We start from the raw sequence: 23,006 nt of genomic DNA on the forward strand, positions 1-23,006 counted from the left end.
GGCCGAGGGGGAGGACGCCGGCGGAATGGAGGTCGGCGGGACGGAGGCGGGCGAGGTCACCGCAGGAGCGGTGGCGTCGGCGGCCGGCCCAAGCTGCGCCGCAGACGGTGCTCCCTGCTCGGTCGTTGGCTGACCGGCGGGGTGGAGACCGACAGGATCGGCCTCGACGTCGGGCATGTCGGCTAGCAGGGCTTCCGCAGGGGCGCCGGTATATGCGGTAGCTGTTGCCGGGGCCGGCAAGCCGCGTGCGGCCGTGGGCTCGGGGACCGACGAGAACCCGGGATCGGCGGACCGCTCTGACACCGACGCTCCGTGGCCGCCCGTGCCGGAACCGCCAGTACCGGGGCCGGCCGCACCGGCTCCGACACCCCCGGCGGCCGCCACACGCTCTGCCGGGTCGTCCAAATCCCCAAGGCCGACCAGCGGGCTGCCGGCGGTCTCTCCGCGCTCGGCCAGGCGCGCGGCGGCGCGGGCGGCCTGGCGTTCGGCGGCGCGGGTTTCCAGTTCGCGGGCAGCTTCCTCGCGCAGGATCTCGATCACCGATTCGCTCAGCGGGCGGCTCAGCGCGGGGCGCGCGGCGGCGTCGAACGGCGCGTCGGGCCGCGTCGCCCGCCAGACATGGTCGCAGGCGGAACACTCGACGTCGCGCCCCTCGGCCGGGACCGAGGTGTCGTCGATTTCGTACTGCGCGCCGCAGCGCGGGCAGACCAGCCGCATCCCCTGCGCCCCCTTCGGACTTCGGTGACGGCGCATGGTTTCCATCGCCGCCGGGACGTTCTATCAAGCCCCCGTCCGGTCGCCAAGCGCACCGGATCAAGGAGGGTTGACGTTGATCGAGATGCGGGATGTGGCCTTCGCCTACCCTCGGGGGGGCGCGCTGTTCCAGGGCCTGACCCTCAGCCTGCCGCGCGGTTCATTCCACTTTCTGACCGGGCCATCGGGGGCGGGCAAGACCACCTTCCTGCGCATGTGCATCGCCGACCTGCTGCCCACGGCGGGCAAGCTCACGCTGTTCGGGCAGGACGCGGCGACGATGGGCCGCGACGCCATCGCCGGGCTGCGCCGGCGGGTGGGGCTCGTGCACCAGGACACCCAGTTCCTCGACCACCTGCCGGTGGCGGAAAACATCGCCCTGCCGATGATGGTGGCGGGCGAGCCGATCGACATGGGCGCGATCCGCGACCTGCTGGCCTGGGTGCAGATGACCGGGCAGGCGCGGTCGATGCCGCCGGCGCTGTCGGGCGGCGAACGCCAGCGGGCGGCGCTGGCCCGGGCGGTGATCCTGTCGCCGGACGTGATCCTCGCCGACGAGCCGACCGGCAACCTCGACTGGGACATGTCGCTGCGGCTGTTGCAGCTGCTGGTCGAGCTGAATCGCTCGGGCAAGACGGTGCTGGTCGCCACCCATGACCTGAACCTGATCCGCGCCGCCAAGCAGCAGGTGTCGGCCCGCGTGCTGCGCATCGCCGGCGGCCGGCTGCAGACCGCAGGAGCCGAATTGTGACCGGGACGCCGCGCAAGCCCTCTGCCCGATCCGCAGCCGCCGACCGCCTGCGCGCCGCGGCCCGCCGCGCGCCCCGGATCGCCAAGGCGGATCTCAAGGCGCTGGACGTGCCGACGCTGTGGCGCGGGCTGATCGGGCGGCAGGCGGGGCTGGCCGACCGGATCGTGCCGCGCACCGGCAATTCGGCCCGGCTGACGGTGTTCGCGGCGGCGGTGATGGCGTTCCTCGCGGTCTTCGCGCTGGCGCTGGCGCTGGCCACGGGGCGGCTGGCTGATCGCTGGGCCGAGGGGCTGGCGCAGACGGTGACCGTCCGCGTCTCGGCCCCGGCCGACGAGATGGAGGCCCAGACCGCCGCCGTGACCGAGGCGCTGCGCACGACCCCCGGCGTGGCCGAGATCCGGCCCCTGCCCAGCGACGAGGTCGAAAAGCTGCTGGAACCCTGGTTCGGCCCCGATGTCCCCGTCGACGCGCTGCCGGTGCCGCGGCTGATCGAGGTCCACACCACCCGCGATTTCGACGCCGCCGGGCTGCGCCTGCGGCTGCAGGGCGAGGCGCCGGGCGCGGTGCTGGACGATCATACCCAGTGGCGCCAGCCGCTGGTATCGGCGGCCTCGCGGCTGCGGCTTCTGGGGTGGCTGTCGCTGGCGCTGATCGGGGCGGCGGGGGCGGCGATCGTGACGCTGGCCGCGCAGGCTGCGCTGGCGGCGAACGGGCAGGTGATCCGGGTGATGCGGCTGATCGGGGCCCGCGACCTGACCATCGCCCAGGCCTTCGTCCGCCGCCTGACCCGCCGCGCCGCGCTGGGCGCCGCAATCGGCACGGCGCTGGGGATGCTGGCGATCCTCGCGCTGCCCGACATGCAGCCGGCCGGAGACTTCCTCACCGGACTCGGCTTCACCGGCTGGGGCTGGCTGCTGCCGCTGCTGATCCCGCCGCTGGGCGCGCTGGTGGGCTTTGCGGCTACCCGCGCCGCCGCGCTGCGGATGCTGCGCGAGGTGCGCTGATGGCCGCCGCCCCCCGCCGCAAGGAGCAGCCCGGCTGGGCGCTGGTCCGCGGGCCGGCCGACCCGTCCGCCTATCGCCCCCGGCCGCTACCAGCGCTGTGGCCGCTGCGGACGGCGGCCTATTACCTCTGGATCGCCGGGGTCACGCTGGTCATGGGGCTGTGGTGGCTGCCGCAGATCATGCGCAACCCGGCCCGCGCCCATGTGCTGCCGATCGTCTGGACCGGCCGGCTCCTGTCGGCGGCGCGGACGATCCTGAGCGTCTCGGTCGAACTGCGCGGCACCCCGCCGCAGGGCGACGTGATCGTCGCCGCCAAGCACCAGAGCTTTCTGGACATCCTCGCCATCTCGCACGCCGTCCCGCAATGCGGCTTCATCATGAAGCGCGAGGTGCTGCGGGTGCCGGTGATGGGCTATTATGCCCGGCTGGCCGGCTGCATCCCCATCGACCGCGCCCGCGGGTCCGAGGCGATGCGCCAGATCGTGGCGGAGATCCAGGACCGGCTGCGGGCGGGCGACCTGGGCCAGCTTATCATCTATCCCGAGGGCACCCGCACCCGGCCGGGCGAGCGGCGGAAATACAAGCACGGCGTCGGCACCATCCAGGCGGCGACCGGGCTGGACGTCCACCCGGTCGCGGTCAATTGCGGGATGTTCTGGGGCCGCGACGGGCTGCGGATCAGGCCGGGCCGGGCGGTGATCGAGTTCCTGCCCGCCGTCCCCGCCGGACAGGACGCCGCCGCCGCCGTCGCGCTGCTGGAGCAGCGGATCGAGACGGAATCCGACCGGCTCATGGCCGCCGCTGGGCTGGCGCTGCCGCCGCGATAGACGGCAGCGCCGGGGGGCTCAGATGAAGACGAGGCCCGGATCAGCCTCGGTCACGCCGCGCAGCGTCACGGTGTCGTTCAGCCCCACGTTCAGGATTACCGAGCCGTCGCTGTCGGTCCCGGCCAGCATCCCGGCCGGCAGGGCAGAGAGGTCGATCTCGGCGCCGTCGACGCTCAGCCGGTCCACGCCGAGGTCGAAATCGGTGATCTCGGTCTGCGCGGCGTGACGGGTCGCGCCGAACAGGAATTCGAAGCTGTCGGCGCCGTCGCCCCCGGTCAGCACATGGTCGCCACCCTGGCGGATGTCGGCCACCAGCCGGTCGTTTCCGGTGCCCCCGTCCAGTTCCGAGCCGCCCTGCCGGGCGATCAGATAGTCGTCGCCGGCCTCGCCATGCACGCGGTGGCCCTGGCCCCGGGCGATGACAAAGTCGCGGCCGTCCCCGGCCATGACCACGTCGCCCGTGCCGTCGAGCTTGATGTTGTCATGCCCGGCGCCGCCCATCACGGTGTCCGCGTATTGGGTAAAGCCATCGCCGTCGGCATCGACATAATCCGCCCAGATGATGTCGCGCGCCTCGGTGCCGTCGATGACGTTGCCCCGAGCCCCGCCCGCCATGAAATCAGCGAGCGTGACGCCGGTCAGGGTGATCGAATAGACCTGCTCGTAGGTCCATGTTTGGTTCGTCCCGTCCCAATGCGGAATGCTGTGATAACCGTCGATCCTAAGGCCGTCGGCGGTGTCGAATGCTCGATACTGACCAAAATACTCAGCGGGCGGGAGGTTCAGAATGTCAGGCGTGATTTCATGCCACGACTCGCTGCTGCTCATCAGCTCCAGACTGTCTTCGCCGATGGTGTAATCGCTGATGGTCAGCGCCCCGATCTCGTCAAACGAGGCGGCACGGAATATGTCTGCCCCTGCGCCGCCGATCAACTGCGGCGGGGCAATCAGGCCCGGCCACCAAGCCGTGATCATGTCGTCGCCGTCGCCCGCGTCTATGATCAGCGGCGCGCCGGGTTGCCAGGAAAACAAGGCACCAGCGAACGTGATTTCGTCGTTACCCGTGCCGGCAAGGATGACAAGCTGGTCGTTCCACAAGCTGTCCCAATGCGACCCGTAGCTTTCGAAATGGATGGCGTCGTCGCGTCCCCGGCCGCGACGATGACCCTGTCCGGCAGGTTGCCGGGCAGATTGTCGTCGGAAAACATCCAGATCGACTGGCCCGAGCCATCGACATAGTCCGGATTGATCGCATCCACGCCTGCTGTTCCGTAAACAGTTCCCACACGCCCGCTCATGGCGTCGCCTCCCTCGGTATGAATGATGTAAGAATCGGCCGTCCCTCCCCGGACGGTCCCCTGCAGCATACATGAAAATGCCTAGAATGCGCGCCATTGCTGGATGCGGCGGGGGGCTGTTGCGTCACTTGCGCGCAGCGACCCGATGCCGCGGCCGGTTCCGGCCCCGCTGGCGATGACCCGGCGCCCCGAGCCCTTCCTGCCGCCGCCCGGCGCGGGTGGACAAACACGGGCCGCGCGCCTAGGTCTGCGGCCTGCGCCCCGATGTCCCGAGTGTCCCCATGCCGCCGATCATCCGGATCGACCACCTCTCCAAGCAATACGGCAGCGGGACCCGCGCTCTGGACGACGTCTCGCTGGAGATCCAGCCGGGCGAGATCCTCGCCCTGCTGGGGCCGAACGGGGCCGGCAAGACGACGCTGATCTCGATCATCTGCGGGCTGGTGGTGCCGACCGGCGGGACCGTCCGCGTCGGCGGCCACGACATCCGCACCGACTGGCGCGCGGCGCGCAAGCTGATCGGGCTGGTGCCGCAGGAAATCGCGCTGGAGCCGTTCGAGAAGGTGCTGGACACCGTCCGCTTCACCCGCGGCCTGTATGGCGAGCCGCCGGACGATGCGTGGCTGGAACAGGTGCTGCGCAGCCTCGCGCTGTGGGACAAGCGCGACGCCCGCACGCGCGAACTGTCGGGCGGGATGAAGCGGCGAGTGCTGATCGCCAAGGCGCTGTCGCACCGGCCCAAGGTGCTGTTCCTCGACGAACCCACCGCCGGCGTCGACGTTCATCTGCGGCGCGAGATGTGGCAGGTGGTGCGCGGGCTGCGGGCCTCGGGGGTGACGATCATCCTGACCACCCATTACCTCGAGGAAGCCGAGGACATGGCCGACCGGATCGGCGTCATCGACAAGGGCCGGCTGCTGCTGGTCCGCCCCAAGGCCGAGCTAATGGGCGAATTCGGCCGCAAGCGGCTGGTCGTCGAGCTGGACGCGCCGCTGGCGGCGTTGCCCGAGGGGCTGCCGGAGGAGGTCGCGGCGGGCCTGACGCTGGAGGCGGGGGGGCACCGGCTGGTCTTTGACTATGACGCGCGGGCCGAACGCACCGGCATCGGCCGGCTGCTGGCAGAACTGAACGCCCGCGGCATCGGGCTGCGGGACGTCGCCACGACGCAATCCTCGCTGGAGGACGTGTTCATGTCGCTGCTGGAACAGGGCGCAGAGGGCGCGCAGCTGGGCGGGGACGCGGCATGAACTGGCAGTCCGTCCGCGCTATCTATCACCACGAGATGTCGCGGTTCTTCCGCACCATCTGGCAGTCGGTCGCCTCGCCCGTGCTGTCCACGGTGCTGTATTTCGTCGTCTTCGGCGCCGCCATCGGCGGCCGCATCCAGGCGGTCGAGGGCATCCCCTATGGCGCGTTCATCGTGCCCGGGCTGATGATGCTGACAGTGCTGCAGCAATCGGTCTCGAACGCCAGCTTCGGCATCTATTTCCCCAAGTTCTCGGGGACGATCTACGAATATCTCGTCGCCCCCACCGGCTGGATCGAGGTCGCGCTGGGCTTCGTCGGCGCCGCCGCCACCAAGGCGGTTCTGATCGCGCTGATCATCCTCGTGACCAGCTTCTGGTTCGTCGGCGTCCATATCGCGCACCCGGTCTGGATGCTGGCCTTCCTGGTGCTGACGGCGGTGGGGTTTTCGCTGCTGGGCTTCATCATCGGGCTGTGGGCGAAGAACTTCGAGCAGTTGCAGATCATCCCGCTGATGGTCATCACGCCGCTGGTATTCCTGGGGGGCGCTTTCTATTCGGCCTCGATGCTGCCCGAGCCGTGGAACGTGATCGCCCGCTTCAACCCGGTGCTGCACCTGATTTCCGGGTTCCGCTGGTCGTTCTTCGACATCGCCGACGTGCCGGTCGGCCTTTCGCTGAGCGCGGTCGCGGCGATGATTGCGGTGCTGCTGGTGGCGATCCGCTGGATCTTCCTCACCGGCTGGCGCCTGCGCGAGTGACCCTGCGTCCGATCCGCCACACCCGGCGGCGGCGCCGGAAATCGCTCTACCGTTAACCGCCCGTTAACACCTCGCCCCCTATCCCCGGTCCACAGGCCGACGAAGAAAAGGCGAGGGGCGCGCATGGCTTACGAGACGACCTTCCACGACATGTTCGAGCTGTCGGGGAAACCTGCCAACGGCATGACGATGACCTATAAGGGCGGTGATGCGGCCTATCCGGTCCAGTTCTGCCCGATCATCGAGCCGTTGACCTTCCAGACCGCGCAGCAGGGGCTGGTCCTCCGCGGCGATACGGTGACGCTGGACGGCACGGTCTGGACGGTCACGGGATTCGGCGAGGGGAACGTCAACAAGTTCGAGGGCGACCCCGCGACGACCTCGGCGGTCAATGGCAGCCTGCAGTTCGTCTATCTCAGCGATGGCACGACCGAAAAATACCTGGCGATCGAACAGGATTATTTTGCCGACACGTTTCGCGACATCTTGGGCCCCGACGCCGAAGTCAGGTACATCTCGATATGGTATTATGACACCGGGAACAACCTGAACCGTCAGTATTACCCCGCCGACAACGACAACACCCTGCACGCCATCTGCTTTGCCACCGGCACGATGATCGAGACCGCCGCGGGGCCGCGTCCGGTCCAGTCCCTGCGGGTGGGCGATCTGGTGCGCACCCGCGACAACGGCCTGCAGCCGCTGCGCTGGCTGGGGGGGCGGCGGCTGTCGGCCGAGGACCTGCTCCGGGCGCCGCGGCTGCTTCCGATCCGCATCGCGGCCGGCGCGCTGGGGCCGGGCATGCCGGCGCAGGACCTGACCGTCTCGCCCCAGCACCGGATGCTGGTGCGCTCGCCCATCGCGGCGCGGATGGCGGGGCAGGCCGAACTGCTGGTCGCGGCCGTGCATCTGCTGGACCTGCCGGGGGTGAGCCGCTGCGCCGGCACCGGCGGGGTCGGCTATTGGCACCTGATGTTCGACGCCCACGAGATCGTCTTCGCCAACGGGGCCGAGGCCGAGTCGCTATATCTCGGGCCGATGGCGATGGAGGCGCTGACCTCCGATGCCCGGGCCGAGATCACCGCGCTGTTCCCCGACCTGGCGGGACAGGGCGACACCCGGCCACTGGCGCGCCCCGTGATGCGCGGTGGCCAGTGCCGCAAGCTGGTGGAACGGCAGGTCCGGAACCGCAAGCCGCTGGTCGCGCCGCTGGCCTGAGGCTCGGGGGCGGCCCAGGCGGGGGGCTCAGGCGGGACACAGCCGGGTGAGCGGGTCGAGCCGGACATACTCGCGGGCGCTGATCGACTGGATGGTCAGCGAATGGCGCCATTCGTTGTACCAGCGCGCGCGGATGCCGTTGCGATAGGTGGTCGCCATCAGTTGGTCCACGATCGGCGGAATCACCTGCGTGCCCGGGATGCGGGGCGCGTGGAACCCGATCGAGGCGTCCGGCGCGAGGCAGGCATTGGGCAGCGTCGTCAACATGGTGCAGGCGGAATTGCACACCCCCCGGATCTGCACCGGCCGGCCCGAGGCGGCAAGCTGGCTGCGATAGGCCATCATCTGGACCACGTTGCCGCCGCGGTTGTTCAGCACCACGATCGGACCCTGGGCCGCGGGCTGGGCCACCGGCCCGGCGGGCGCGGGGCGAGCCGTCACGGGTCCAGTGACCACGGGGCGGGCGGCGGGCGCCATCACCGGGGCGGGCGCGACGGCTCCGGCCGTCGCGGGCGGGGGCGGCGCGGCGGCCGGAAAGGTCAACAGAGCCGGAACCCCCGCGCAACCAGCCAGCAGCACGGCGGTCAGCGTGGCGACGAGGGCGGCCGTGCGACGGCGGGGGAGCGGGAACGGGCATGTCATGCCGCCATCCTGCCCTGATCCATCGCAAAAGGGAATCCCGTCCCGGCGGATCGTCCGCCGTCACGTCAGTGTGAACCGCCTCGCTCTGGTCGCTGCCCCGACCAAACACATATCGCAATACGAATATGACGGGGAGAAGACCGATGCCGTTCCACCCGACACTCCCGCCGCCGCGTTGGCACGTCTGTGCCGCGGTCAGCGAGGCCGCCCATCGCGCCATCCTCACCGCGCTGGACGACGAATATCACGCCCGGACCACCTATGCCGAGATCATCCGCCGCCATGGCGCCGACAGGCCCTTTGCCAACATCATGCGGGCCGAGGAGCAGCACGCGGCGCTGCTGTTCGACCTTTTGCGGCGCAACGGCCTGCCGGTCCCGGCGAACCCCTACGCGACGGGCCGGACGCCGCTGCGCGACTTTGCCGCCAGCGCCGCCGCGGCCTGCACGGCGGGGGTGGCCGCCGAGATCGAGAACATCCGGCTCTATGACGAGGAGCTGCTGCCCGCGGTCGCCGCCGAACCCGAGGTTGCGCGCGTCCTGCTGGCGCTGCGCAATGCCTCGGCCGAACGGCTCCTGCCCGCCTTCCAGCGCTGCGCCGCAGGCAAGGGCGGCGGTTCCAGCCAGGGTGGCGGCCAGGGCGGGGGCCAGGGCGGCGGTCGCATGGGCCGCGCCGGCGCGGGCGGCTGACGGCCTCGACCGCGGCACCTACGCGCGCCCTTCGCAAACCGCCCGGCCTGCGCTATAGGCCGGGCGCATGAGCCTCAATCCTCCGAACCTGCGTCCCGACCTCGCCCCCGCGCCGCGGCTGGGCGACGACCGCGCCGCGTTGGGCCGCGGCGGCCAGCCGACCATCGGCATGGTCAGCCTCGGCTGCCCCAAGGCGCTGGTCGACAGCGAGCGTATCCTGACCCGGCTGCGGGCCGAGGGCTATGCGATCAGCCCCGCCTACCAGGGCGCCGACGCGGTGATCGTGAACACCTGCGGGTTCCTCGACAGCGCCAAGGCGGAAAGCCTCGACGCGATCGGCGAGGCGCTGGCCGAGAACGGGCGGGTGATCGTCACCGGCTGCCTCGGCGCCGAGCCTGACTATATCACCGGCGCCCATCCCCGGGTCCTGGCCGTCACCGGGCCACATCAATACGAGCAGGTGCTGGACGCGGTCCACGTCGCCGTGCCGCCGGCGCCCGATCCGTTCATCGACCTGCTGCCCGCGTCCGAAGTGCGGCTGACGCCCCGCCATTACGCCTATCTGAAGATTTCCGAGGGCTGCAATCACCACTGCAGGTTCTGCATCATCCCCGACCTGCGCGGCCGCCTGGTCAGCCGCCCGGCCCATGCGGTCGTGCGCGAGGCGGAGCGGCTGGTCGCCTTGGGCGTGCGCGAGCTGCTGGTGATCTCGCAGGACACCTCGGCCTATGGGGTGGACCTGCGCCACGCGACTGACCGCGGCCATCGCGCCCATATCACCGACCTTGCCCGCGACCTGGGCGGGCTGGGGGCGTGGGTGCGGCTGCACTATGTCTATCCCTATCCGCATGTCCGCGACCTGGTGCCGTTGATGGCCGGGACGGCCGAGGCGGGGACCGGCGTGCTGCCCTATCTGGACGTGCCGTTCCAGCACGCCCACCCGGACGTGCTGAAACGCATGGCCCGGCCCGCCGCCAGCGCCCGTACGCTGGACGAGATCGCCGCCTGGCGCGCGGCGGTGCCGGCGCTGACCCTGCGGTCGACCTTCATCGTGGGCTATCCGGGCGAGACCGAGGCCGAGTTCCAGTATCTGCTGGACTGGCTCGAGGAGGCGCAGCTGGATCGCGTCGGCTGCTTCCAGTATGAAAACGTCCGCGGCGCGCGGGCCAACGACCTGCCCGATCACGTCCCGGACGCGGTCAAGCAGGACCGCTGGGACCGCTTCATGGCGAAGGCGCAGGCGATCTCGGCGGCGAAGCTGGCGGCGCGGGTGGGCACCCGGCAGCGGGTGATCGTGGACAGCGTCGACGCCGACGGCGCGACCTGCCGGACGATGGCCGACGCGCCCGAGATTGACGGCAACCTGTTCATCGACGAAGGCTTCGAGACCCTCTCCCCCGGCGACATCGTCGAGGTGACGGTGGACGAGGCGTCAGAGTATGACCTGTGGGGGACGCTCTAGGCCCTTGGGGTCGGACGCGGCACCTGCGGTCTTTACCCATTCCCCGGAAAACGGCCGCTCTGCGGCGACGTAGCGCTTTCCCCCCTGCCGGGGCTGCCCTATCAGGTGGTGCAGCAGTCGCGCGGGGTACGGGATGAAGTGGGACACGCAGGGCAAGCCGAAAAAGCCGCGGATCGTCGGCATCGGCGCGCAGAAGGCCGGGACCACCTGGCTCAGCCAGATGCTGTCCCAGCACCCGCAGGTCTGGCTGCCGCCCTTCAAGGAGGCGCAGTTTTTCAACTATCACTACGTGCCGGAACATCGCCAGTGGCTGCCCTGGCATTTCAGGCGCGCCCGCCAGAACCAGGAAAAGCGCTATGCCGCCAAGGGCCTGCCGATGCCGCCCGAGCTGGACGCCTACCTGACCCGCATCACCCGTGGCGAGATGTTCACCAACCACTGGTACAAGCAGGTCTTCGCGCCCGCCCCCGAGGGCACGCAGCCTTGCGACATCACCCCGGAATATTCGACCCTTCCCGACGAGGGGATCGCGCGGGTGGCCGAGTTCCTGCCCCGCGCGCAGTTCGTCTATATCCTGCGCCACCCGGTCGACCGGATCGTCAGCCAGCTGAAGATGAACCTCAGCCGCAAGGGGCGGACGCCGCGCGGCGTCGAAGCCTGGATGGCCGAGATCGACGACCCGGTGCTGTATGACCGCGGCGACTACGCGACCTATGTGCCGCGCTGGACGGCGCGGTTCGGGGCCGACCGGCTGCTGATCCTGCCGTTCGGCGGGATCGCCGCCGATCCCGAAGGCTTCCTGCGCAGGGTCGAGGCGCATTGCGGGCTGGCCCCGCACGCCTATCAGAACATGACCGCCAAGGTGTTCGCGGCCAACAAGGCGCTGTCCTGCCCGCCCGAGGTCCGCACCGAGCTGCGCCGCCGGCTCGAGCCGCAATTCGCGTTCCTGGACGCCACGTTCGGCCCCGAGTTCACCCGCCGGCTGCGGTAGGGCGGGCGGATGGCGGCGTGGCGCATCAACCTGCACTATCCCTGGTGGATGCGCGCCCCGCCGCCCCGGCCCGAGCCGCGGCTGGCCATGCTGCGGACGCTCGAGGCGGCGCTGCTGGCGCGCGGGGATGTCAGCCTGTCGGGCAGTGCGGCCGCCTGCCGTCCGCGCGCGTTTCCGGACGAGGCTGTGTCGACGCTGAACTTCCACACCGTCTGGACCGGGCCGCGGAACCTGCACTTCAAGGAAGCCTACCTGCCGGGGTATTTCACCTTCGACCCGGCGGGCCATTCCGGCTGGTCGGCGAATGCCGGCCTGCGCTTCGATCCGGCCTCCCATGACCGGGCCGAGGCCGCGGCGTATTTCGACCGGGCAGTGGTGCGACGCTTCCTGGTCCCGCAGGTCAGCAAGTACGCCCAGCCCGCGCGCCGGGCCAAGATTCCGCGCGGCGGCATCTTCGTCGCGTTGCAGGTGCCGCGCGACAAGGTGCTGACGCTGGCCCACCTCGACACCCGCGCCATGCTGGAGGGCTGCCTGGCCCGCGCCCCACGCGAGCCGGTGGTCATCAAGCTGCACCCCCGGTCACGCGATCCCGACTTCGAGGCCGGGATCCGCGCGCTGCACGACCCCGCCGCCAACGTCCACGTGCTGGACGAGCCGATCTATGCGCTGATCGACGCGGCGCGGGTGACGGTCTGCATCAACTCGGGCGTCGGGTTCGAGGCGCAGCTGCGCGGCGGCGCCGTCATCACCTGCGGGGCGTCCGACTACGGTGCGCTGACCTGGCGCCCGACGACGCCGGCCGAGCTGGCGGTGGCGCTGCAGCGGGCCGAGCCGCCCGACCCCGACCTGATGCGCCGCCATGCGACCTGGCTGTTGCGCGACGTGTTCGTGGACGACACGGCGCCGGGCTGGACCGACAAGGTGCTGGACCGCCTGCGCCGGCGCTAGGCGGACGGGCCGGATCGGCCGGCCGATAGCCTGCGGGCGCGGCCGGGGTGCGGGGAGTCGCGCGCCTTCACCTTCGGGCGCCGATCCCCTACATAGGCGGCAACCAGCGGACAGGAGCGGATCATGGCAAGCTATCAGTATGTCTATCACATGGACGGCGTGTCCAAGACCTATCCCGGCGGCAAGAAGACGTTCGAGAACATCCGCCTGAACTTCCTGCCCGGGGTCAAGATCGGCGTCGTCGGCGTCAACGGGGCGGGTAAATCGACCCTTCTGCGGATCATGGCCGGCATCGACAAGGACTTTTCCGGCGAGGCCTGGGCCGCCAAGGGCGCGACTGTCGGCTATCTGCCGCAGGAACCGCAGCTGGACCCCGCGCTGAACGTGCGCGGCAACGTCATGGAGGGCGTCAAGGCCAAGCAGGCCAAGCTGGATCGTTACAACGAACTGGCGATGAACTATTCCGACGAGACCGCCGAGGAAATGGCCCGCCTTCAGGACGAGATCGACGCCGAGAACCTGTGGGATCTGGACAGCCAGGTGGACGTGGCGATGGAGGCGCTGCGCTGCCCGCCCGACGACGCGGACGTGGACAGCCTGTCGGGCGGGGAACGCCGCCGCGTGGCGCTGTGCAAGCTGTTGCTGGAACAGCCCGACATGCTGCTGCTGGACGAACCGACCAACCACCTGGACGCCGAAACCATCGCCTGGCTGCAAAAGCACCTGATCGAATACCCCGGCACGATCCTGATCGTGACCCATGACCGCTATTTCCTGGACGACATCACCGGCTGGATCCTCGAACTCGACCGCGGCCGGGGCATCCCGTACGAGGGCAACTATTCCGCCTGGCTGGAACAGAAGGGCAAGCGGCTGGAGCAGGAAGCGCGCGAGGACAAGGCGCGGCAGAAATCGCTGGAGCGCGAGCTGGAATGGATCCGCGCTGGCGCCAAGGCCCGGCAGGCCAAGCAGAAGGCCCGGATCAACGCCTATAACGAGATGGCGGCCAAGTCCGAACGCGAAAAGATCACCAACGCCCAGATCATCGTCCCGAACGGCCCGCGCCTTGGCGGCAAGGTGATCGAGGTCAAGGGCCTGACCAAGGCCTTCGGGGACAAGCTGCTGATCGAAAACCTCGATTTCAGCCTGCCGCCGGGCGGGATCGTCGGCGTCATCGGCCCGAACGGTGCGGGGAAATCGACGCTGTTCCGCATGCTGACCGGGCAGGAACAGCCCGACGCGGGCGAGATCACCTTTGGCGACACGGTGCATCTGTCCTATGTCGATCAGTCCCGCGACGCGCTGGATGCCGCCAAGACGGTGTGGGAGGAGATCTCGGGCGGCGCCGAGCAGATCGACCTGGGCGACGCGCAGATGAACAGCCGCGCCTATGCCTCGGCGTTCAACTTCAAGGGCGGCGACCAGCAGAAGAAGGTCGGCCTGCTGTCCGGCGGTGAGCGCAACCGCGTCCACCTGGCCAAGCTGCTGAAATCAGGCGGCAACGTCCTGCTGCTGGACGAACCGACCAACGATCTGGACGTGGAAACCCTGCAGGCGCTGGAAGCGGCGCTGGAGGACTTCGCCGGCTGCGCCGTCATCATCTCGCACGACCGCTTCTTCCTGGACCGGCTGTGCACGCATATCCTCGCATTCGAGGGGGATGCGCATGTGGAGTGGTTCGAGGGGAACTTCGAGGCCTACGAGGACGACAAGGTGCGCCGCCTGGGGCCGGACTCGATCGAGCCGAAGCGGGTGAAGTATAAGAAGTTTACGAGGTGAGGTACGGTGTGGCATAATCTTGGTCTGCATGGAGGTTCGGGATGACCAAAGGCATAGGTCAGAATCGGAAAACAGGCCGACTGACAGGTTCTTCTGTTGTCTTGCGGAACGATAACGGTTTGGATCGCTCCTTTTCGAATAAGAAAACCGGCGCTTACTCTGCCCGCGTAGTTGAGCATACGCCTCGAACCGGGGTGATTACCGCTAAAGTGAAGCGCGTTTCAGATGACGGTGTGGTCGTTGTTGTCGACAGTCGTCAACGTGCACATGCGTTTGATGCCGACGAGATTAAGATTCGTCGAGCGTCGAGACAATCTTCCCGGATTGAGGTGGGCGAAACAGTTACGATTACGTCAGAGAACGGAGATTTTAAGGTGACGCTGGGTTGAATGCAGTTTTTCGAGTTTGCGCCGGATTTGTTAGATCGTGACAAACTGGCGAATGGTGCGCCGCCGCATTTGCCTCCGTTTTTGAGCAGTGCGGGAGTTTTCCCGGACCTGTCCGCCATTCACCCGGGAGCAATCGTTATGTTTGCACCGCTGAGGCCTGGAGTTGGGCAAAGACTTATCTTCGAATCCCAACGACGAAAGGTTTCCGCTAAACATGCCCAATGGACGCACGTGGGCATTTATGTGGGTGACGGGTACGTGTGTGAAGCTATGCCAGAGGGAGTTACGGTTGGTAACGTTTATTCCAAGCTTCAGACGCAGCGGATCAGATTTCGGTATCATCCGAGAATCAAAAGAGACCAGAGTTCTCTTGTTGCTATCAAAGCGTTGTTGAGACGGGGCGGCGGCTACGGCTGGGGTCGTATAGGCGCGCACATACAAGTATTTTTGCGTCGGCGCGATCTTCTGCCAAGACGCCATGCCACAAATATGGCGGAGGACCAGCGCCACGTTTGTTCCACCCTGTGTGAAACAGCCATGCGTCAAGCAGTCAACCTCTCTCCCTTTTCGCATCCCATAGACTCGCCCAGTCCGTGCGATTTTTCCATCTCAAGTGAGTTGGTGGATCACGAACATAATTGGCTATCCTTCAAGGAGTAAGACAGCCAATTATCGGCCTTTTCGGCCCTGCAGGACCTTACCAAGGCAGCGGGTAACGATGGCGTAGTGCCGGTCTATTTGATGGGCGTGCGCGGGAGCACCCTTGTGCAACGCGGCACGAATGAGGGAAATCTGATCTTTCCCGCCTATACCCAATGCGGTAACAGGGTCGCGCCTGCCTGCTTGGTGGAGTGTACGTAGGCGAAGGAAGACGTGGGCGGCTCCATGACCCCCTCGCATACGATAGCCGATTAGTTGGCAGGGTTCTTTCCGGCCTCCTGCGGTAGAGCATTTGCAGCTCCACCCGGCTCGGCGACCTCCGCGGGACCATCCGCCGTCGCCTCACCCTCCACCGGCGCCTCCTCGGTCTTCGCGGCCTCCTCGGTCGTTCCCTCGACCACCGGGTTCTCGCCCTCGGTCAGCGTCGCATCCGGCACTGCCTGCCCGGCACCCTGCGGCACCCCGTCCGCCGCGGCAGACGCCGCCCCGGCCCCGGGGGTCGCGGCCTCCTCGGGCGTCACCTCCTGCGCCGCCACCGGGTCGGTGTCGGCCGCCGCGGCGCCGCCGGCGACCGTCAGTCCCAGCAGGCGCCAGGCCAGCATGCCGCCGCGGTAATAGCTGATCTTCTCGGCCGGGTAGCCGGCGTCGATCATCGCCCGGATCGCGGTGGGCGACTGGCCGCACCAGATGCCGTTGCAGAACAGGATCACCTTGCTGGCGTTCGCGCAGTCGAACTTGCCGTCGAAATCGGGCTCGCAGTTGAGCTCGGCCAGTCGCTCGACGGCCTGGGTGTAGGGGATGTTGATCGCGCCGGGGATGGTGCCGCCGGTGAACCATTCCGGCGTGCGGCCGTCGACCAGGATCGTGTCGCCGGCCTTCATCGCCTCGATCAGCTCGAGCTCGCCCACCGCGGTCACGCCGGGGGCGGGCGACATCGGCTGGATGCAGAAGGGCGGGCAGACCGGGCCGGTCAGCGCCCAGTCGCCTTCCAGCTTGGCGCCCGGGGTCTGGTCGCGGCTGACGGTGAACTCGCCCTCGGGGGTCCTGAAGACGGCCTCGGCCATGTCCTTGGTAATGCCCACGCGGGGGGCGTCGGGGCTGGGGGGCGCCTGCTGGGCCACCGCGGCCGAGGCCAGCAGAACCAGCGGAATGGCGCGGGTGAGTGCGGTGAGCATCGAAATTCCTCCCTTTTCCCTGACGGGTCGGCGCGCGACCGGCCCTGACGGTTCCGACGAACGTCGCAGAGGGCCGCGCGGATGGACGTATCGTGATTTCCGTATCCATGGCTGCGCCCCTAACCTGTCAAGCACAAAACGAAAGGAAAGCTCATGCCCACCCGCCGCCAGACGCTTGCCCTTGGGGCCGTCCTGATCGCCGCGCCGACGCTGGCCGTAGCGCAGCCCGCCAACCGCCCCAATCCGATGCCCGAGGCGCTGCGCAAGGCGCTGGAGCGTGACCCGAACGCGCCGGTGCTGGGCAATCCCAGGGGCGACATCACGCTGACCGAGTTCTTCGATTACAACTGCCCGTTCTGCAAGAAGATCATGCCCAAGATGCAGCAGCTGATCTCGGCCGATCCGGGGCTGCGGGTGGTGTTCCGCGAATGGCCGGTGTTCGGAGAGGGGTCGGAATTCGCCGCCCGCGCCGCGCTCGCCGCGCTGGCGCAGGGGAAATACTGGCAGATGCACAGCGGCCTGATGCAGATGCGCGACCGCGCCGCCGAGCCGTCGGTGATGCGCGTCGTGCGCAAGCTGGGGCTGGACGAGGCGAAACTGCGCGCCGACATGCAGTCCGACCGGGTCAGCAGCCACATCGCCACCTCGTTCGAGCTGGCCGACCACATGAGCCTGGCGGGCACGCCGACCCTGATCGCCGGCGACGATGCGGTGTTCGGGGACCAGAGCCTCGACGACATCCAGGCGCTGATCGCCAAGGCCCGCAAGATGCTGGGCTGAGGCCGGCTGCCTCGGGCGGCTCTCCTTGGCTTAGCGCCCCTCCCCCCAAAGGCGCGGGGCGCGCGGCTGGGTGCCTCAGCTCCAGTCCCAGGGCACGGTGAATTCTCCCAGCTTCTGCCGGATCGCCGCCTCGTCCGCGCCCTCGCCGCGGGTGATGCGGGCGGTCAGGCCGCGCTTCTTGTCCTCGACCACCTCGGCGACCGCTGCGCCGGTGCCTTCCAGCGCGCCGTTCAGCACCCGCTCGATCGCGCGCCTGCGCAGGGCGGGCTTGAAGACCTTCCCGATCGCCGTCACCGGCAGCTCCGTCATGATTTCCAGGTGCTTCGGCACCGCGGCGCGTTCGTGGATATGGGTGCGGGCGTGGGCGGCAAGCTCGGCCTCGGTCGCGGTGCCGCCTTCGCGCAGCTGGACATAGACGCAGGGCAGTTCGCCCGCGAAGCTGTCGGGCTGGCCGATGGCTGCGGCGCCGACCACGTCGGGATGGCTCATCAGCGCGTTCTCGATCTCGGCCGGGTCGATGTTGTGGCCGCCGCGGATGATCAGGTCCTTGGCGCGCCCGGTGATCGAAAGATAGCCGTCGCTGTCCAGCCGCCCCAGGTCGCCGGTGCGCAGGAACCGGCCCTCGGCGAACAGGTCGCGGTTCTTGTCGCTTTCGGTGTAGGTCGAGCCGTCGAACACGCCGGGGTTCGCCACGCAGATCTCGCCGATCTCGTCGACGTCGCAATCTTCGTAGCCATCCTGGGTGTGCCGCAGGATGCGGACATGGGAATAGGGCAGGGGGATGCCGACCGAGCCGACCTTCTTGAGCCCGTCCACCGGGTTGCAGCTGACCAGGCAGGTCGCCTCGGTCAGGCCGTAGCCCTCGGCGATCTCGACCCCAGTGGCGGCCTTGAACCGGTTATACAGCTCGACCGGCAGCGCCGCCGACCCCGAGATCGCGGTGCGCAGCGACGACACGTCGGCGTTCACCTCGCGCTGCATCAGCGCCGCGATGGCGGTCGGAACGGTGATCAGGAAGGTCGCGCGCCAGCGTTCGATCAGCTTCCAGAAATTGTCGAACACGCCGTCGCCGCGGTAGCCGGCGGGGGTCGGCATCACCATCAGCGCGCCGGAATGGATGCAGGACATCAGGATCGGATAGGCGGCAAAGACGTGGAACAGCGGCAGCGGGCACATCAGCACGTCGGTTTCGTCGAACAGCAGTTCGCCGCCGAGAAAGCCGTTATAGATCATGCCCGAATACTTGTGCTGCGCGACCTTGGGCATGCCGGTGGTGCCGCCGGTGTGGAAATAGGCGGCGACGCGGTCCTCGGGCGGGTCCTGGAAGGTCAGGCGGTCATGCGGCTGGGCCGAGGCCGAGGCCTCGAAATCCAGAACCCGCGCCTTGTGGCGGGCCTTCACGCGCGGCCGGATCAGCGGCACGATGAGGCGCTTGATCCCGGTCAGATAGCGCGCGAGATCGACCTCGAGCACGGTTTCGACGTTCGGCGCCAGTTCCAGCGCCGCCGCGGCCTTCTGGGCAACGTCCGATTTCGGCATCGCCTTCAGCGTCACCAGCACCTTGGCCCGGGTTTCGCGTAAAATGCCCGCGATCTGTTCGGGATCCAGCAGCGGGTTGATCGGGTTGACGATCCCCGCCGTCGCCCCGGCGATCAGCACCGCCGGCGTTTCCAGGCAGTTCGGCAGCAGATAGGCGACGGTGTCGGTCGGCCCGACGCCCAGCTTGCGGAACAGATTGGCGGTCTCGGTCACCCGCTCGTGGAACTCGGACCAGGTGAGCGTGCAGGCGCGCGCGCCGGGATCGGACATCAGCTGGAAAGCCATGGCGGGCCGGTTGGGATGGGCCTGCCGCGTGCGCGTCAGGAATTCGTAGATGGTCCGGGGAAGCTGCCGGTCGGCATAGGCCATCTCGTCTTCGATCCGATCCCGATCGGCCATCGTTGCAAAGCGCGCCATCAAGTTCCTCCCCCATCCTCGCGTGGCGCAGAGCATGAGGCAAAATCCTCCCATGGAGCAAGTTTGCAGCGGTGAAACTTTGCCGAAACGCGGCGTCAGGCGGGAAGTGCCTAAAAATCGCGACAATCTGTGGTTGATCCAAAGCGCCGATTGGCGGCGTAATGGCGACTGCCTCCAGCGATAACAGACCGTCTCAGACGGCGAACCGAGGGGACGTGATGACTCGCTTTGCTTTCGTGGCTGCCGTGCTGGCGGTGGCGTCCGCATCCGTTGCAACGACGCCGTTCGCGGCGCAGGCCGTGACTGTCCGCACCGACCGCACCATCGTCCAGGTGGCTGCGCCCGGGCCGGCCAACTGCGTCGCAACCAGTGCGCAGGACAACGCCGCCGCGGCCCAGGCCACCAACCAGCAGCGCCGCGCCCAGGGACTGCGGCCGGTCAAGCCCAACGCCCGGCTGGCCGGGGTCGCCGCGGCGCATGCCTGCGACATGGCCCGGCGCGGCCTGATGGCCCATCGCGGGACCGCCACCAAGGGCCCCGGCCAGCGCGTCAAGGCGGCCGGCTATCGGTCGGCGCTGACGGCTGAAAACATCGCCGCAGGTCCGTTCGGGTTGGGCCAGGTACTGGCCATCTGGAACGCGTCTCAGGGCCACCTGCACAACATCCTGATCCCGCAGATCAGCGAGGTCGGCATCGGCCGCGCCGTCAGCGCCGACGGCCGCACGGTGTTCTGGGCGGCGGTCTATGCCGCGCCGCGGTAGGGTGTGAGGGATGGTGGTGCCGCAGAAGGGACTCGAACCCCCGACCCCATCATTACGAATGACGTGCTCTACCAGCTGAGCTACTGCGGCGTGCTGCGGGGGTTAGCACCTTCCGGCGCGGGGGAAAAGGGGGGCGGCGAGATTCGCGGCGCCGGTGCGCGCGCGCTGCAGGCGCGGGGCTCGCGCTGCGCGAGCGCGAGCAGAGCTGCGGTGCGGGGACGTGGGCCGGGGAGGACACGGTCGTCGCTTCGTCGCGGCCGTTGCGTGCAGGCGCCGCACGGGGAACTCTGGCTCGTCCCCAGGCCGGGCCGGCTTTTGCGCGTTCATCGCTGATGACGGCAATGTTCTCATCGGCGCCGTTAGTCTGGACCGGGTTCGGGCCGAAGCGCCGCTAACCAAGCCGTTCCGATCGGGGGGGGGCGGCACCGCCGAAGTGCTTCGCGACGCATCGTCGCCTGCTCAACCCCCGAGCCGCTTTCGCGCCGCACCGCCGTCATCTCATCCAGCCGTTCTTGGCGGCACCACATCGCCGCTGTCCTTCATCACTGGAACCGCCGCGCCTTTCACCGACCTCCCGACTGGTCTGACGATTCCCTCACCCTAGAGCTTCGGCACGGCCCTCCTGGGCCGTGGGCCTAGTCCCTAACCGTGTTGTAGAGGTGACGGCACCGGCGCGTCACTTGGTATCGAAGCCCGCTGGGCCTCTCAACCAGTCCACCTTGACGGTGCTGCCGTCGCCGACGTGGTCGCTCAGGATGCGTTTGGCCTCACCCCCACTCCGCATGATCCAGCGACGCCCGCCGTCGCACCTCCTGATCCGCGCTAGATCGCAGCCCGCCAAGCCCGGACTATCCGGCCCAGCACGCGCAGCCGCGTGCCACTCCCGCCGACCCGCTGTGTCACACCAGCGCCGTCTGCACTCTCAGCCCTCAGGCGTCGTCCGCGGCCGGGGGTTCGACGTCGGGGCGCACCGGGGGGTTGCCCGACTGATCCACCATCCCCTCGCCGTGCCGAGGCGTCGCGGCGCGCTGATGCGCGACAGCATCCGACTGCGTGGGGGGCGGGACGATGATCGACACGGGCTGCGCCAAGGAACCGAGATCCGCGGCTGGCACCGCTTCGCCGGGCACCGGCGCGGAGGTAGGCGTCACCGGCATCGGCGGGGCCGTCTCGACAGGCGGCGCCGCATGCGGCGCTCGGCCCCAGGACCGGCGCGGCTCACGCCGGGGCTCGGGGTCGGTCACCGTCGACGAGGGCGCATAGTCCGATTCGCGCGGCACCATCCCCGGCTTCACGGCGGGCACATCGGGCGTCGGCGGCCTGCGGTGGAGCATGACCGGGGGCTCGGGCGCGATCGTCCCAGGCGCTGTGCCTGCGCTATCCCGGCGCGCCGGCTGGGGCAGGTGCAGCGGCGAGTCGGTGCCTTCGGCATAGGCGTCGCCTTCGGAAAAGGCGCTGTTCACATGCCCTTCGGACCCGGCCGGGCGGCCGATCAGCAGCGGCAGCATCTCGACCCCGTTGCCCGCGCTGGCCAGCCGCGCGGCGATCGGCGGCTCGCGCCAGCTCAGCGTGTCAAAGCCGTGGCAGCTGTCGCAAACCGGCGCCCAGTCGGCCATCACGTTGTGGCAGTTGTCGCAGACCCATTGCGGCCCGCGGCTCGCGTTCATCGCCCGCGCCAGCCAGCCGCGGACGATGCTGTCGTCGGCGCCTTCGCCGCGTTCCACCGCAGCCATGATCGCCAGCGACCGCGTGGTGGGCCTTGTCTCGGCCAGGTCGCCCAGCGCCCGGCGCGCGGCGGGGAAATCCTCGGCCGTCAGCGCCAGTTCGGCCTTGAGCAGGCGCGATTCCTCGTGATCGGGCTTCTGCCGGATCAGGTCCTCGAACCGCCGCACCCGCTGGGCGGGGGTCTCGTCCGGGACGATCTCGGCATAGGCCGCGGCCAGCGCGGGATGGGGCTGCGCCTCCCACGCCTTCTGCAGCAGGCGGCTGGCGTTGCGGGTGTCCTTCTGCGCCAGATAGCTGCGCGCGGCCAGCACCGCCGCAGGCACCAGGTCGGGCGAGGCGCGGTTGGCGCTGATCGCGGCCTCGCGGGCGCTGATCGAATTGCCGTGCGCCAGCACCTCGGATGCCTCCTGCAGCGCCAGCACGGCATCGCGGCGCAGGTGGACGTCCTGCGGCAGCGACCCCTGGCGGCGCTTGTCCTTCAGCGTCTGACGGGCGCCCTTCCAGTCATGTTCGCGGGTTTGCAGGGTCAGCAGCGTGTTCTGCAGATCCCCGTGCGAGGGCTTCAGCGCATAGGCTTTCTCGGCCAGTTTCAAGGCCTTGTCGGTCTCCCCCGTGGCCAGCTTCTGCTGCATAAGCCCGCGGATGCCGACGAAGCGGGTGCGGTTGTCGGCCAGCATGTCGCGATAGACCTTCTCGGCGCGGCTCGCGTCGCCGGCCGTTTCGGCGGCCTGCGCGGCGAGCAGGTTGGTCAGGTGGGGCTGGTCCAGGTACTTGGCCGCCCGCGCCGCCTGTTCCTGCGCCAGCCGCCCCTCGCCCGAGGCGACGGCGAGCATGCCCTCGGCCAATGCGCGATAGCCCTTGCGCTCGCGCGAGCGGTCGAAATAGCGGTCGATGGCGGTGCGGTCGCCGGCGAGGAAGCGCAGGAAGGCCAGCACCAGCCGCAGGAACTGGACGATCAGCCACGCCACCAGCAGCGCGACAACGGCCGCGACCGCCGCCTGCACCGGACCCAGCGTGTATTCGACCCCGTTGTATTGCAGCACGAGCGGCTGGCCGTGTTCGGCCAGGTACATCGCCCCCAGCGCCGCCGCGAGGATGACGCCGAAGAAGAACGTGACCTTCAGAAGCGTAAGCAGCATCGCGGAAACCTCAGTTGGACGCGGGGGCGGCGGGGGCGCCGGCCGGCGGATCGG

Annotated in this window: 21 protein-coding genes and 1 tRNA gene; 14 read left to right on the forward strand and 8 right to left on the reverse strand. The window is 68.9% G+C overall.

Annotated features, from left to right (window positions below; translation table 11 throughout):
- Positions 1-753, reverse strand: a 753-nt coding sequence (locus IC63_RS17010; protein WP_232222606.1) for a zinc-ribbon domain-containing protein, incomplete at its 3' end; no start/stop codon positions are given.
- A 76-nt stretch (positions 754-829) separates the two neighbouring features.
- Between IC63_RS17010 and IC63_RS12605 the strand changes: the two genes are divergently transcribed.
- From IC63_RS12605 to IC63_RS12615, 3 genes are all read left to right on the forward strand, one after another.
- On the forward strand, positions 830-1,504 hold the full coding sequence (locus tag IC63_RS12605; RefSeq protein ID WP_036720902.1) for a cell division ATP-binding protein FtsE: 675 nt from the start codon (positions 830-832) through the stop codon (positions 1,502-1,504).
- A gap of 101 nt (positions 1,505-1,605) precedes the next feature.
- Positions 1,606-2,508 (forward strand): cell division protein FtsX, encoded by a 903-nt coding sequence (locus tag IC63_RS12610; RefSeq protein ID WP_198026318.1) that lies wholly within the window; start codon positions 1,606-1,608, stop codon positions 2,506-2,508.
- Entirely contained in the window at positions 2,508-3,335 is an 828-nt protein-coding gene (locus IC63_RS12615) for a lysophospholipid acyltransferase family protein (protein ID WP_084115830.1), read from the forward strand. Before IC63_RS12610 ends, IC63_RS12615 begins: the two co-directional genes overlap by 1 nt.
- 18 nt (positions 3,336-3,353) lie before the next feature.
- Here the strand turns inward: IC63_RS12615 and IC63_RS12620 are convergent, their stop codons facing one another.
- Entirely contained in the window at positions 3,354-4,310 is a 957-nt protein-coding gene (locus tag IC63_RS12620) for a calcium-binding protein (RefSeq protein WP_156965472.1), read from the reverse strand.
- Between the two features lie 26 nt (positions 4,311-4,336).
- Positions 4,337-4,633 carry a hypothetical protein gene (locus IC63_RS18170; protein WP_156965473.1) on the reverse strand — a complete coding sequence of 99 codons (297 nt, stop codon included), beginning with the start codon at positions 4,631-4,633 and terminating at the stop codon, positions 4,337-4,339.
- Between the two features lie 281 nt (positions 4,634-4,914).
- Between IC63_RS18170 and IC63_RS12625 the strand changes: the two genes are divergently transcribed.
- From IC63_RS12625 to IC63_RS17015, 3 genes are all read left to right on the forward strand, one after another.
- Positions 4,915-5,880 carry an ABC transporter ATP-binding protein gene (locus tag IC63_RS12625; RefSeq protein ID WP_036720904.1) on the forward strand — a complete coding sequence of 322 codons (966 nt, stop codon included), beginning with the start codon at positions 4,915-4,917 and terminating at the stop codon, positions 5,878-5,880.
- Positions 5,877-6,638 (forward strand): ABC transporter permease, encoded by a 762-nt coding sequence (locus IC63_RS12630; RefSeq protein WP_036720905.1) that lies wholly within the window; start codon positions 5,877-5,879, stop codon positions 6,636-6,638. Before IC63_RS12625 ends, IC63_RS12630 begins: the two co-directional genes overlap by 4 nt.
- A 123-nt stretch (positions 6,639-6,761) precedes the next feature.
- Positions 6,762-7,856, forward strand: coding sequence for a Hint domain-containing protein (locus tag IC63_RS17015; protein WP_052042217.1), 1,095 nt, complete (start codon positions 6,762-6,764; stop codon positions 7,854-7,856).
- Between the two features lie 27 nt (positions 7,857-7,883).
- Here the strand turns inward: IC63_RS17015 and IC63_RS12640 are convergent, their stop codons facing one another.
- On the reverse strand, positions 7,884-8,498 hold the full coding sequence (locus IC63_RS12640) for a hypothetical protein (protein ID WP_156965474.1): 615 nt from the start codon (positions 8,496-8,498) through the stop codon (positions 7,884-7,886).
- A 143-nt stretch (positions 8,499-8,641) separates the two neighbouring features.
- On the opposite strand from IC63_RS12640, the gene IC63_RS12645 reads away from it, so the two are divergent.
- The 6 genes from IC63_RS12645 (at position 8,642) to IC63_RS18175 (ending at position 14,756) form a co-directional block, all read left to right on the forward strand.
- On the forward strand, positions 8,642-9,187 hold the full coding sequence (locus tag IC63_RS12645) for a ferritin-like domain-containing protein (RefSeq protein ID WP_052042218.1): 546 nt from the start codon (positions 8,642-8,644) through the stop codon (positions 9,185-9,187).
- Positions 9,188-9,254: 67 nt separating this feature from the next.
- A complete protein-coding gene (gene rimO / locus IC63_RS12650; protein WP_036720906.1) occupies positions 9,255-10,649 on the forward strand; it encodes a 30S ribosomal protein S12 methylthiotransferase RimO in 1,395 nt (464 codons plus the stop codon).
- Positions 10,650-10,782: 133 nt separating this feature from the next.
- Positions 10,783-11,640 (forward strand): sulfotransferase family protein, encoded by an 858-nt coding sequence (locus tag IC63_RS12655; RefSeq protein ID WP_036720907.1) that lies wholly within the window; start codon positions 10,783-10,785, stop codon positions 11,638-11,640.
- A 9-nt stretch (positions 11,641-11,649) separates the two neighbouring features.
- A complete protein-coding gene (locus tag IC63_RS12660) occupies positions 11,650-12,588 on the forward strand; it encodes a capsular polysaccharide export protein, LipB/KpsS family (RefSeq protein ID WP_036720908.1) in 939 nt (312 codons plus the stop codon).
- Between the two features lie 123 nt (positions 12,589-12,711).
- Entirely contained in the window at positions 12,712-14,367 is a 1,656-nt protein-coding gene (ettA, locus tag IC63_RS12665) for an energy-dependent translational throttle protein EttA (RefSeq protein ID WP_036720909.1), read from the forward strand.
- A gap of 41 nt (positions 14,368-14,408) precedes the next feature.
- Positions 14,409-14,756 carry a hypothetical protein gene (locus tag IC63_RS18175; protein WP_156965475.1) on the forward strand — a complete coding sequence of 116 codons (348 nt, stop codon included), beginning with the start codon at positions 14,409-14,411 and terminating at the stop codon, positions 14,754-14,756.
- Between the two features lie 911 nt (positions 14,757-15,667).
- Here the strand turns inward: IC63_RS18175 and IC63_RS12670 are convergent.
- Positions 15,668-16,591 (reverse strand): rhodanese-like domain-containing protein, encoded by a 924-nt coding sequence (locus tag IC63_RS12670; RefSeq protein WP_084115832.1) that lies wholly within the window; start codon positions 16,589-16,591, stop codon positions 15,668-15,670.
- A gap of 153 nt (positions 16,592-16,744) precedes the next feature.
- Between IC63_RS12670 and IC63_RS12675 the strand changes: the two genes are divergently transcribed.
- Positions 16,745-17,371, forward strand: a complete 627-nt coding sequence (locus tag IC63_RS12675) for a DsbA family protein (protein ID WP_036720910.1) — start codon at positions 16,745-16,747, stop codon at positions 17,369-17,371.
- A gap of 75 nt (positions 17,372-17,446) precedes the next feature.
- On the opposite strand, the gene IC63_RS12680 is transcribed toward IC63_RS12675, so the two are convergent.
- A complete protein-coding gene (locus tag IC63_RS12680) occupies positions 17,447-19,327 on the reverse strand; it encodes an acyl-CoA synthetase (protein ID WP_036720911.1) in 1,881 nt (626 codons plus the stop codon).
- Between the two features lie 218 nt (positions 19,328-19,545).
- Between IC63_RS12680 and IC63_RS12685 the strand changes: the two genes are divergently transcribed.
- On the forward strand, positions 19,546-20,088 hold the full coding sequence (locus tag IC63_RS12685; protein WP_084115834.1) for a CAP domain-containing protein: 543 nt from the start codon (positions 19,546-19,548) through the stop codon (positions 20,086-20,088).
- A 14-nt stretch (positions 20,089-20,102) separates the two neighbouring features.
- Here the strand turns inward: IC63_RS12685 and IC63_RS12690 are convergent.
- Together IC63_RS12690 and IC63_RS12695 are read right to left on the reverse strand one after the other, a co-directional pair.
- Positions 20,103-20,178, reverse strand: a tRNA-Thr gene (locus tag IC63_RS12690).
- A gap of 839 nt (positions 20,179-21,017) precedes the next feature.
- Complete coding sequence (locus tag IC63_RS12695; protein ID WP_084115836.1) at positions 21,018-22,952, reverse strand: heme biosynthesis HemY N-terminal domain-containing protein; 1,935 nt, start codon at positions 22,950-22,952, stop codon at positions 21,018-21,020.
- Positions 22,953-23,006 lie beyond the last annotated feature (54 nt).

It is taken from the genome of Paracoccus sphaerophysae, from assembly GCF_000763805.1.
In the GTDB taxonomy this organism is placed as follows: Bacteria; Pseudomonadota; Alphaproteobacteria; order Rhodobacterales; family Rhodobacteraceae; genus Paracoccus; species Paracoccus sphaerophysae.

What these genes read in the sequence shown, in the direction of transcription:
- IC63_RS12685 (WP_084115834.1), top strand. Translation starts at nt 19,546, where the DNA reads ATGACTCGCTTTGCTTTCGTGGCTGCCGTGCTGGCGGTGGCGTCCGCA.
- IC63_RS12620 (WP_156965472.1), bottom strand. Translation starts at nt 4,310, where the DNA reads ATGATCACGGCTTGGTGGCCGGGCCTGATTGCCCCGCCGCAGTTGATC.
- IC63_RS12680 (WP_036720911.1), bottom strand. Translation starts at nt 19,327, where the DNA reads ATGGCGCGCTTTGCAACGATGGCCGATCGGGATCGGATCGAAGACGAG.
- IC63_RS12695 (WP_084115836.1), bottom strand. Translation starts at nt 22,952, where the DNA reads ATGCTGCTTACGCTTCTGAAGGTCACGTTCTTCTTCGGCGTCATCCTC.
- IC63_RS12660 (WP_036720908.1), top strand. Translation starts at nt 11,650, where the DNA reads ATGGCGGCGTGGCGCATCAACCTGCACTATCCCTGGTGGATGCGCGCC.
- IC63_RS12625 (WP_036720904.1), top strand. Translation starts at nt 4,915, where the DNA reads ATGCCGCCGATCATCCGGATCGACCACCTCTCCAAGCAATACGGCAGC.
- IC63_RS12640 (WP_156965474.1), bottom strand. Translation starts at nt 8,498, where the DNA reads ATGACATGCCCGTTCCCGCTCCCCCGCCGTCGCACGGCCGCCCTCGTC.
- IC63_RS12615 (WP_084115830.1), top strand. Translation starts at nt 2,508, where the DNA reads ATGGCCGCCGCCCCCCGCCGCAAGGAGCAGCCCGGCTGGGCGCTGGTC.
- IC63_RS12675 (WP_036720910.1), top strand. Translation starts at nt 16,745, where the DNA reads ATGCCCACCCGCCGCCAGACGCTTGCCCTTGGGGCCGTCCTGATCGCC.
- IC63_RS18170 (WP_156965473.1), bottom strand. Translation starts at nt 4,633, where the DNA reads ATGAGCGGGCGTGTGGGAACTGTTTACGGAACAGCAGGCGTGGATGCG.
- IC63_RS12630 (WP_036720905.1), top strand. Translation starts at nt 5,877, where the DNA reads ATGAACTGGCAGTCCGTCCGCGCTATCTATCACCACGAGATGTCGCGG.
- IC63_RS17015 (WP_052042217.1), top strand. Translation starts at nt 6,762, where the DNA reads ATGGCTTACGAGACGACCTTCCACGACATGTTCGAGCTGTCGGGGAAA.
- IC63_RS12655 (WP_036720907.1), top strand. Translation starts at nt 10,783, where the DNA reads ATGAAGTGGGACACGCAGGGCAAGCCGAAAAAGCCGCGGATCGTCGGC.
- ettA (WP_036720909.1), top strand. Translation starts at nt 12,712, where the DNA reads ATGGCAAGCTATCAGTATGTCTATCACATGGACGGCGTGTCCAAGACC.
- IC63_RS18175 (WP_156965475.1), top strand. Translation starts at nt 14,409, where the DNA reads ATGACCAAAGGCATAGGTCAGAATCGGAAAACAGGCCGACTGACAGGT.
- rimO (WP_036720906.1), top strand. Translation starts at nt 9,255, where the DNA reads ATGAGCCTCAATCCTCCGAACCTGCGTCCCGACCTCGCCCCCGCGCCG.
- IC63_RS12645 (WP_052042218.1), top strand. Translation starts at nt 8,642, where the DNA reads ATGCCGTTCCACCCGACACTCCCGCCGCCGCGTTGGCACGTCTGTGCC.
- IC63_RS12670 (WP_084115832.1), bottom strand. Translation starts at nt 16,591, where the DNA reads ATGCTCACCGCACTCACCCGCGCCATTCCGCTGGTTCTGCTGGCCTCG.